This is a genomic window from Streptomyces sp. NPDC033270, assembly GCF_055576575.1.
Genome location: NZ_JBVIRA010000001.1, coordinates 334,507 through 343,649, shown reverse-complemented (window position 1 = coordinate 343,649; position 9,143 = coordinate 334,507). Strand labels below are relative to the sequence as shown.

Sequence of the window (9,143 nt, the reverse complement as noted above, 5' to 3'; positions counted from 1 at the left end):
TGACATGGTCGCCGCCGGCCTCGATCTGACCAAGACGGTTGGGACGCGGGTGCAGCAGGCGAAGCAGCCGGCCGGCGGTGCGGCGGTGCCGCGGTGGGGTTCGGCGGGGCACCCCCGAACCCCGGTCGGCCGGGAAGCGAGCGCCACACCGTTCCCACGACACACGCGGCCGCGAAGTAGCCCCGGTGGCGGGTACCGGGTCGGCGGTCGGGCCGGCGGTCGGGCCGGTGTCCGGAAGGTCCGTCACCACGACGACCTGGCCCGGTGCGGGCAGGCGTCCGCGCCGTACGAGGACGCGGTCGCCGTCCCGGTAGGCCGGTTCCATGCTCGCTCCGCGTACGGTGACCGCGACCAGCCGGCGCCGCAGCGCGGTGGCGCTCAGGACGAGGCCGAGAGCCGCCAGCACCGGTAGGCCCGCCGCCAGGGCCCAGGACGCCGTCCTCATGGCGCCGCCGCACCGGCTCGGCGCCCACCGGCTCGGCGTCCGTCCGGTAACCGGCCGCCTGCAGGGTGAACAGGCGGGCGTACTCGCCGTCCAGCGCCATCAGCGCGTCATGGCTGCCCTGTTCGGCGACCAGACCGTCCTTGAGCACGACGATCCGGTCCGCGTCACGTACCGCGCTGAGCCGGTGGGAGACCAGCAGGCCGGTGCGGTCGCCCCGGTGGCCGCACAGCGCGGCGTGGATCTCGTGCTCGGCTGCGGCGTCGAGCCCGGCCGAGGGTTCGTCCAGGATCATCAGGTCCCGCCCCTCACGCAGGAACGCGCGGGCCAGCGCCAGCCGTTGCCACTGTCCGCCGGAGAGCATCACCCCGCTCTGCGCCCCGTCGCCCGGCCGTGGGGGATGTGCAGGCTGGCCCCGCGCAGGATCCAGGGGTGCGCGTCGGAGTACCGGAGCCACACGTCGCGCAGTTCGATTCCGCCGCTCAGGGCGGGGAGCGGCCGGGGCACCGCCGCGAGCGGCAGATCGGGACCGGCGGTGGTCACCGCCAGGTAGTGGTCGAGCATCAGCAGCGCCGTACGCGATCGATCCGATGGCCACGAGGGACAGCAGCCAGACCGCCGCGCGCATCGGGCGGAGGCCGTAGCCGACGGTGGCGTCCTGCACATACCCCCACAGTCGTCCGTACCAGGCGAGCGTGGTGCGCCGGCGGCGCACCTTGGCGAGGTGGACGCGCCGGGCCGCGTCGTCGTCACCGATCGCGGCCTGGTTCAGCTGCAGCACCGGCTCGGCGTCGTCCTGCGCCGTGAACTCCGCCCGCTCCATGAACAGCGGCCCGGAGGTCCGCGCCCCTGCCAGCCGCACCGGCCCCCGCATACGGCAGTCCGTCATCCGCAGTACCCCCTCGACCCGCAACGTCCCTGCGGCCAGGCCCGGCAGAAGGGACCCGCTCAGATCGAGCTGGCGCAGCCGGGCTGCTCACCCCGCCGCGACGGGGCCCGCCGTCGACCTCCTGGCCCCCACACCGGCCCCGCTCCTCAGTACCAGTCCATCTCGTTCATCTCCGAGTCCGTATCCGTGGCGGCCAGCAGTGCGATCCGCCGCCCCGTCGGATCGAGCACGGCGAAGCCGAGCTGGTTGCAGCCGAAGATCTCCCAGTGGCTGTCGGTGAACCAGTCGTGGTGATTGCCGTCCGCCGCGGCGAAGCGCAGCCAGCGGTGCTCGGCCGCGTACCGGACGGCGTCGGTGTGCGGGGTGTCCCACGGCAGGTCCAACAGCGCGTAGCAGCCGCGCCAGGCCGCCAGCCGCGCATAGGCGCCCTCCTGCCGCCCGCCCTGTATCCCGCCCGCGAACGCGGCGAGGAACAGGTCGGCCAGTACGTCGTCGCCCGTGGTGTGCACGGCGGCCATGGTGTCCGGCGTCAGAGCGGCCAGACAGTCGGCCGGGAGGCCGGTGAGCAGGCCCGCGTTCCAGTCGGCAGCGGGCAGCGGCTCGGGCAGCTCGTAGAAGCGCGCCTCCCACATCTCCAGCGCGGCCAGTGGCTCTCCGGCCGCCGCGGCGCGCTGTGGGTCGACCACTTCGCGGGCGTAGCGGGCCGCCCGCGCCCCCTCCTCGGTCGGCGGGATCTCCGGGTAGCGGGCGCGCAGGTGCCTCGGGGTCAGGGTGCCCAGCCCGGTGTTCCGGCGTCGGGAGCGGATCCGGGCGCGGTCCTCGAACGACAGGGTCTGGGGCGGCAGCCACGCCAGCGGGTGGTTCAGCTCGCGCAGCCGTGCGGCGTAGTGGAGATACGGCTTGTCCCATGGCCCCCACGAGCGCAGCGCGATCTCCTGCAGCAGACAGGCGCGGAACTCCGCGGCGGTGTCCAGGCGTTGGGGAAGCCGCTGGAAGAGCGGGTACAGCAGCGTGGTGCCCGGCTTCTGCGCCGTGTGCATGTGCCAGGCCATCTGGCGCAGCACGGAGCGGTGGTACTCGGGTCCTTCGAGGCTCAGCAGGGTGTCGACCAGTCGGGTCGCGCAGGTGATCGCCCCGGGTGATGGCTCGGAGCACAGCGCCATGGCGATCCGACACAGGGCGGCGGGCGCCTGGTCCGCCCGCGCGCGCGAGACGAGGACAGCGAGTTCATACAGGCTCTCGGGGTCTTCGGCGGCACGGTCCCGCAGCGCCGCGTCGTCGGGAAGTCGGGGCAGGTCGGCGCCTGCCGCGTGGGACTGCTGTGGCATGGCGGCAACGCTACGCGGACCCGGCCATGACCCATCGGACAGGCCCTAAGACGCGAGCCGGTGAACGAGCCGTCATGGGCGCTACTTCTCAGTCCGGTTCCGCTGCCGGCGGGCCTGCTTGACCTCGCGGTCGACGGCCCAGGCGTCGGCGACCGGCCCGAGGTGGCCGAGCTTGTCGGGATTGACCACGGTGCGGATGGTCTGGATCTGTCCGTCGAGCACGTCGAGGGCCAGGGTGTGGATCACCTTGCCGTCCCGGTCGCGGAAGATCGCGCCGGGCTGGCCGTTGACCTCGCGCGGCTCGCACGTGACGTCGATCCGGAACAGCCAGGGGAAGACCGTGCCCAGCAACCGGGCCACGTTCTCCGCGCCCAGGACGCCCTTGGCCAGTTGCGGGGCCTTGCCGCCGCCGTCCCCGACCAGCTGCACGTCGGCGGCCAGCAGATTCCGCAGCCCGTCCACATCGCCGTTCCGCAGCGCGTCGAAGAACCGCGTCGCCAGTTCCTGCCGCTCCTGACGGTCCGTCGCGAACCGGGGCCGCCCGGCCTCCATGTGCCGCCGCGCCCGCACCAGCAGCTGCCGGCATGCCGCCTCCGAACGCCCCACCGCCGCGGCGATCTCGTCGAACCCGAAGGCGAACACCTCCCGCAGTACGAAGACCGCCCGCTCCAGCGGGCTGAGCCGCTCCAGCAGCAACAGCGCCGCCATCGACACCGAGTCGGCCAACTCCACCGACCGCGCCGGATCCTGATACGGGTCGCTGAGCAGCGGCTCGGGGAGCCACGGGCCCACGTACTCCTCCCGCCGTACCCGCGCGGAGCGCAGCACATCGATCGAGATGCGCGTCACCGCGGTCGACAGATACGCCTTGGTCGACGCGGGGCGGGCCGACGAGCCGTCGAAGCGCAGCCATGTCTCCTGCACCGCGTCCTCGGCCTCGCCCACACTGCCCAGAATGCGATAGGCGATCGAGAACAGCAGCGGCCGCAGCTCCTCGAACTCCTCGACCTTGCTCACGCCGGTCCTTCCTTGAAGCCCCCGTGCCCGGCCGTACGTGCCGGTGCGCATCTTCCAATGATCGTCCGGCCCGCGGCGGGCCGGTGTGGTGCCCCCCGCGTACGGGGCCCGGAGCCCGCCGTCGGACCCCGGGCCACTGACGCGGTGCGGCTCAGTGGAACTGCCCGGGCTCGTAACTGCCGGCCGGCTGCTGGGCGATGACGTTCAGCCGGTTCGCCATGTTCATGAAGGAGATGAGCAGCGCCAGGGCGGTGAGCTGCTCCTCGTCATAGTGCTTGGCGGCCTGCGCCCACACCGCGTCGCCGACCCCGCCGGCCCCGTCCGCGACCCGGGTCCCCTCCTCCGCCAGCTCCAAGGCGGCCCGCTCGGCCTCGGTGAAGACCGTGGCCTCCCGCCACGCCGCGACCAGGTGCAGCCGCACCGGGGTCTCGCCGGCAGCGGCGGCATCCTTGGTGTGCATGTCGATGCAGACGGCGCAGCCGTTGATCTGGCTGACGCGCAGCGCCACGAGCTCCTGCGTCGCGGCCGGCAGCGGCGAGTCCTTGAGCACCTTGCCCGCCGCCATGACGTGCTTGAGGGCCTTGCCGGCGATCGGGGCGGCGAAGTAGTTCAGGCGTGCGTCCATGGTGTGCTCCTGTGCGGTTGTCGTCAGTGGCTACACCCCCTGAGACGGGGTAGCCCGACCCCCTGTGACATGGACACATGTGACCTGCGTCTCCCGGCCGCCGACGTACGGGGAAGAGCGGGAACCGACGCGCTGCGTCAGCGCCTGCGGGCCGAGGCCAGCAGCTTCGTCACGAGCCCGCGCGCGTAGTCGGCGTCAAGTCCGCTGGGGCGGAAGAGAATGCGGTACATCATCGGGGCGACGACGTGGTCGATGGCCGTCTCGGCGTCGGGCGCGCACTCCCCGCGGTCGGCCGCGCGGGCGAGGACGGCCTCGATCTGCTCGGCGGCGTAGGCCGAGCACCGGCCGGCGTTGCTGCCGTCCGGGTCGCCGAGCAGCGCGTCACGGATGTAGGCGCGCCCCGAGGGAGCGGCCATCTCGTCGAGGAACTGCTCGGCCCAGGCCGTCAGGTCGGATGCCAGGTCACCGTGGTCCCCCGGCTGGGTGTCGGGGCGCAGGCGCTCGACGGCCACGTCCGACAGCAGTTCCTGCAGGTCGCCCCAGCGGCGGTAGATCGTCGACGGGGTGACTCCGGCGCGCTGGGCCACCAGCGGCACCGTCAGGGCGTCCCGGCCCACCTCGGATTCCAGTGCGCGAACGGCAGAGTGCACCGCTTCCTGGACCCGGGCGCTGCGCCCTCCGGGGCGCACCATCTGTCTGCGAGCCATACCTCCACCTTAAAGCAAAATCCTTGCTTCTAGAGGGGCGCGCCTTCGACGCCCTCAGCTCACCGGCGCGAGTCCGCGGGCGGGTTCGGTCCGCTCGTAGGCGTGACCGACCCGCAGGAGCAGGGCCTCGGAGAGCGGCCCACCGAGCAGCTGCATACCGATCGGCAGCCCCGCGCGGTCGTGGCCGACCGGTACGGACAAGGCGGGCGCCCCGGTGATGTTGGCGGGCGACGACAGGCGCACATAGGCGTCGGAGACGCTCTCGACCGTGCCGTCGGGCCAGGTGACCGACGACTCCCCGGCCGGCACCGCGGTCAGCGGGACCGTCGGGGCGGCGATCACATCGACCTCGTCCAGCATGCGCGCCCACTCCTGCCGCATCAGCGTCCGGGCCCGCTGGGCGCGCAGATAGTCCCCGGCGGACATCAGTTCCCCGGCTTCGAGCAGCACGCGGACGTCCGCCTCGTACAGGTCGGGGACCGTGCGCAGGGTCCGCTCGTGGTAGGCGGTGGCCTCGGGGACCATCAGGCCCCAATGCGTCGCCTGGACATAGCGCGTCATCGGGATCTCGACGTCGACGAGCCGCGCGCCGAGGGCCTGCAGCCGCTCGACGGCGCTCCGGACGGCGGACTCCACCTCCGGGTCGACCCGGTCGAAGTAGTAGTTGCCCGGCACCCCGACGCGCAGCCCCGTCAGGTCCCCCTCCCCACCCGGCCGGTAGTCCCCGGCGGCCGCGGGCAGAGAGGCCTGATCGCGGGGGTCGTGTCCGGCCACGGCGGACAGGACCAGGGCCGCGTCCTCGACGCTGCGGGTCAGGGTGCCGACGTGGTCCAGCGACCACGACAGCGACGTCACACCGTGGCGGGGCACGAGGCCGTACGTCGGCTTGAGGCCGACCACGCCGTTCAGTGCGGCGGGCACCCGGACCGATCCGCCGGTGTCGGTCCCCAGGGCGAAGACCGCGGCCCCCGCCGCGACGGCGACGGCCGAACCGCCGCTGGATCCGCCGGCGACCCGGTCGCGGTCCCAGGCGTTGCGCGTCTGCGGCGTGGTCAACCCGTAGGCGAACTCATGGGTTTCGGCCTTGCCGACCAGGACCGCGCCGGCCGTCGCCAGGCGCGCGGCGACCGTGCTGTCGGCCGTTGCGCGGTGGTCGGCCCGGACCCGGGAGCCGGCCGTCGTCGCCGTGCCGGCGACATCGATCAGGTCCTTCAGCGCCATGGGGATCCCGTGCAACGGGCCCCGGAGGCGGCCGGCCGCGGCTTCGCGCTCGGCCACACGCGCCGACCGGCGCGCCCGCTCCGCCGTCACCGTGACGTAGGCGCCCAGGTGCGGCTCCACGTTCGCGATGCGGTCGAGCACCGAGTCCACCAACTCGACGGGCGACACCCGCCGCTCGCGTATCGCGTCCGCGGCGGCGGTGAGGGACAGCTCAGACGGCTGCATCGCGCTGCTCCTCTCCGGCGCGGTAGCCGAAGGCGGGCTGGGTGTCACCGAAGTCGAGCTCCCGCAGGATCGCGACGACGGTGTGGATGTGCTGGGCGGTGGCCGCCACCTCTGAGTGGCGGTCGGCTGCCAGGGGAAGTCCGGCACGGGCGGCCCATCGGGCCGCCTCGGGCGGGGTGAGTTCATCGGCTGACGGATCGGTGGACATGGGTCTCCCTCAGGGGAATCGGAGAGGCTGCGACATAAAAGCTAAGCATTTGCTTTAAGTGCAACGTAGGGCCTACAGTCACTTAAAGCAAACTCATTGCTTTTAGCTGGCCCGCTCGGAGCTCTGAGCCGGGCCCGCTCGGACAGACGAAGGAAAGGAATCGCACGGGCCGTGCAGACACCACCGGTCAACGAACCCCACCCGCCCGCCGCCACCCCGTCCTGGACCGTGGGCGACATCACCGTTCACCGCATCGACGAGGTCCCCCTCCCGCCCGCGACCGGACGCTGGCTGCTGCCCGGCGCCACCGCGGAAGTGGTCGCCCCACACGACTGGCTGCGCCCCGACTTCGCCGGGAGCGACGGCGTACTGCACATCGACAGCCACAGCTTCGCGCTCGAAGCGGGCGGGCTGCGCGTCCTCGTCGACACCGGCATCGGCAACGGCAAGACCCGGGCGAACCCGGCGTGGCACGACCTCAGGACCGACTATCTGGAGCGCCTCACCCACGCCGGATTCCCCCCGGACCGCGTCGACCTGGTCGTCCTCACCCACCTGCACGCCGACCACATCGGCTGGAACACCCGGGCCCAGGACGACGGCAGCTGGGTCCCCACGTTCCCCCACGCCCGCTACGTCACCGCCCGCGCCGAGCGGGAGTTCTGGAGCGGGTACGCCATGGACGAGCCGCGGCGACAGATGTTCCGCGACTCCGTGGATCCGGTCGAGGAGGCCGGACTGCTCGACCTCGTCGACGTCCCCGCCCAGGGCACCGAGGTCGCCCCCGGCGTGCGCCTGCTGCCCACCCCCGGGCACACCCCCGGCCACGTCGCCGTCCAGGTGAGCAGCCGCGGCGAGACGGCGCTGATCACCGGCGACTGCATCCACCACCCCGTCCAGTTCGCCCGCCCCGCCATCGGCAGCTGTGTCGACATCGACCCGGAGCGGTCCGAGGCCACCCGCCGTTCCCTGCTCGGCTCGCTCGCCGGCACCGACGCCCTCGTCCTCGGCACCCACTTCGCGCCGCCCACCGCCGGCCGGGTCACCGTCCAGGGGGACGCCTACCGGCTGCTGCCGGTCCCCCCGGCCGGCGGGTCGGGCGTCGGCGGGTGAGAATCCGCCGCCGGGCGCTCCCGCCCCAGTGCGAGCCTGCGCAGCCGCCGCCAGTCCATCGGGGGCTTGGCGCGCGGCACACCAGGACGGCGCCGCGGCACGCGTACGCGTAGGGCCCGGGGCCGGATCGTGCAGCGGACAGGGGTCGGCAGGGTGAGCGCCTCGCCGTCGACCCCGACCTGGATCTCGGGCTCGTCGGCGTCGACGAGGACCTCCTGGGCGGTCAGCACGGTGAGGCCCGGGCCGTGCCTGCCCCTGAGGATGCCGGCCGCCTGCGCCGCGTTGTCGACTGTGACGCCCAGGACCCCGAGGACGCCCGCGTCCAGCTCTTCACGCCGTCCCAGTCCGGCCGGATCACCCATGCGGTAGGGGTTGTTGCTGACGAGGACGGCCTGCGGGCCGTCGATGGCCGTGCCCCCGACCCGCACGGCCAGCCGCGGGCCGCGCTGGTGCGTCAGCAGGTCCGGAAGCAGCTCCAGGATGGTCCGCACCTTGTCGTCGCGGTAGGCGGGGCTCTGTACGACGGACGCGTACGTCCCGAAGGACGCGTTGTTGACGAAGGCCCGCCCATCGATGAAGCCGAGGTCGACGCGGATCTCGACGCCGTCGGTGAGGGCGTCGAGGCAGTTCGCCGGATCATCCCGGTCCAGGCCGAGGTCGAGTGCGAAGTGATTGCGGGTGCCGGCCGAGATCACCATGAACGGCAGGCCGTGCTCCGCGGCCACCCCGGCCACCATGGCCTGCGTGCCGTCCCCGCCCGCGACACCCAGGAGGTCGGCGCCGTCGTTCACCGCGCGGCGCGCGAGCGCGACCACGTCCTCATGGTGAGCGGTATCCAGCAGATGCACCTCGGCACCGAGTTCCTCGGCCAGCTCCTTCAGGCGGAATCTGCCCACCTTTCCCCCGCCCGAGCGAGGGTTCATGATCAGGAAGGGGCTCTTCGGCGGCGCGGCGCAGACTCCTGGCGGGCCGCCCGGCCGAGTGTCGCCGCTGAGCGCGGCTCCGCCGGCGGAGACCGCCAGTGCGCACAGCGCGAGGGATACGAGTACCACCCACAGCAGACCGGCCCCTGCGTACAGCACGAGCACGACGACCGGAGCCATGACGGCCAGGGCGCCCGCAAGCACCCTGACCAGTCCGCGCCGGGTCAGCATCCACCAGACGCCCGCCGCGCCGACGGCGAGTCCGGCCAGCCCGACGCCCAGGAGAGCGACGCTCCGGAGCCCGGCGAACAGCAGCGGGACCAGGGCGGCCACGGCTCCGGCCGCCAAGGCCGCGAGTGCGGACCAGCGCTGCGTCCGGTCGCGTGCGCCGGTATCCGAACTGCCCATGGAGACTCCTGGCGGTCACGGGGCCCGGTGGTGGCGA

Annotated in this window: 9 protein-coding genes and 2 pseudogenes; 1 reads left to right on the top strand and 10 read right to left on the bottom strand. The window is 73.1% G+C overall.

Annotation, left to right across the window (positions count from 1 at the left end; all coding sequences use genetic code 11):
* The 9 genes and pseudogenes from ACZ5XZ_RS01560 to ACZ5XZ_RS01520 form a co-directional block, all read right to left on the bottom strand.
* Window positions 1–445: S24 family peptidase (locus tag ACZ5XZ_RS01560; protein WP_468973442.1), on the bottom strand; the 445-nt coding region annotated here is incomplete at its 3' end.
* Window positions 446–758: 313 nt separating this feature from the next.
* Window positions 759–806 (bottom strand): annotated as a pseudogene (locus ACZ5XZ_RS01555) (hypothetical protein); the annotation flags it as partial.
* Between the two features lie 186 nt (window positions 807–992).
* Window positions 993–1,199: pseudogene (locus ACZ5XZ_RS01550) on the bottom strand (membrane-associated oxidoreductase); the annotation flags it as partial.
* Between the two features lie 278 nt (window positions 1,200–1,477).
* Window positions 1,478–2,659, bottom strand: coding sequence for a DUF6183 family protein (locus ACZ5XZ_RS01545; RefSeq protein ID WP_468973439.1), 1,182 nt, complete (start codon window positions 2,657–2,659; stop codon window positions 1,478–1,480).
* 81 nt (window positions 2,660–2,740) lie between these two features.
* Window positions 2,741–3,676: an RNA polymerase sigma-70 factor gene (locus ACZ5XZ_RS01540; RefSeq protein ID WP_468973437.1), complete on the bottom strand. Its 936-nt coding sequence runs from the start codon at window positions 3,674–3,676 to the stop codon at window positions 2,741–2,743.
* A 151-nt stretch (window positions 3,677–3,827) separates the two neighbouring features.
* On the bottom strand, window positions 3,828–4,301 hold the full coding sequence (locus ACZ5XZ_RS01535) for a carboxymuconolactone decarboxylase family protein (protein WP_468973435.1): 474 nt from the start codon (window positions 4,299–4,301) through the stop codon (window positions 3,828–3,830).
* A gap of 137 nt (window positions 4,302–4,438) precedes the next feature.
* Window positions 4,439–4,993 (bottom strand): TetR/AcrR family transcriptional regulator, encoded by a 555-nt coding sequence (locus ACZ5XZ_RS01530; protein ID WP_468974147.1) that lies wholly within the window; start codon window positions 4,991–4,993, stop codon window positions 4,439–4,441.
* A 69-nt stretch (window positions 4,994–5,062) separates the two neighbouring features.
* A complete protein-coding gene (locus ACZ5XZ_RS01525; protein ID WP_468973433.1) occupies window positions 5,063–6,454 on the bottom strand; it encodes an amidase in 1,392 nt (463 codons plus the stop codon).
* Window positions 6,441–6,662 carry a hypothetical protein gene (locus tag ACZ5XZ_RS01520; RefSeq protein ID WP_468973431.1) on the bottom strand — a complete coding sequence of 74 codons (222 nt, stop codon included), beginning with the start codon at window positions 6,660–6,662 and terminating at the stop codon, window positions 6,441–6,443. The genes ACZ5XZ_RS01525 and ACZ5XZ_RS01520 overlap by 14 nt, the downstream gene beginning before the upstream one ends.
* A 171-nt stretch (window positions 6,663–6,833) precedes the next feature.
* Here ACZ5XZ_RS01520 and ACZ5XZ_RS01515 point away from each other — a divergent pair, with 171 nt between their 5' ends.
* The gene (locus ACZ5XZ_RS01515; protein WP_468973428.1) at window positions 6,834–7,775 is read left to right on the top strand and encodes an MBL fold metallo-hydrolase; all 942 of its coding nucleotides are present in this window, start codon (window positions 6,834–6,836) and stop codon (window positions 7,773–7,775) included.
* Here the strand turns inward: ACZ5XZ_RS01515 and ACZ5XZ_RS01510 are convergent.
* Window positions 7,724–9,106 carry a diacylglycerol/lipid kinase family protein gene (locus tag ACZ5XZ_RS01510; protein ID WP_468973426.1) on the bottom strand — a complete coding sequence of 461 codons (1,383 nt, stop codon included), beginning with the start codon at window positions 9,104–9,106 and terminating at the stop codon, window positions 7,724–7,726. The two genes, ACZ5XZ_RS01515 and ACZ5XZ_RS01510, sit on opposite strands and share 52 nt — an antisense overlap.
* Window positions 9,107–9,143 lie beyond the last annotated feature (37 nt).

Bases quoted from the DNA above. Each gene is read 5' to 3' on its own strand.
- ACZ5XZ_RS01545 (WP_468973439.1), bottom strand. From the start codon at position 2,659: ATGCCACAGCAGTCCCACGCGGCAGGCGCCGACCTGCCCCGACTTCCC.
- ACZ5XZ_RS01535 (WP_468973435.1), bottom strand. From the start codon at position 4,301: ATGGACGCACGCCTGAACTACTTCGCCGCCCCGATCGCCGGCAAGGCC.
- ACZ5XZ_RS01530 (WP_468974147.1), bottom strand. From the start codon at position 4,993: ATGGTGCGCCCCGGAGGGCGCAGCGCCCGGGTCCAGGAAGCGGTGCAC.
- ACZ5XZ_RS01525 (WP_468973433.1), bottom strand. From the start codon at position 6,454: ATGCAGCCGTCTGAGCTGTCCCTCACCGCCGCCGCGGACGCGATACGC.
- ACZ5XZ_RS01520 (WP_468973431.1), bottom strand. From the start codon at position 6,662: ATGTCCACCGATCCGTCAGCCGATGAACTCACCCCGCCCGAGGCGGCC.
- ACZ5XZ_RS01510 (WP_468973426.1), bottom strand. From the start codon at position 9,106: ATGGGCAGTTCGGATACCGGCGCACGCGACCGGACGCAGCGCTGGTCC.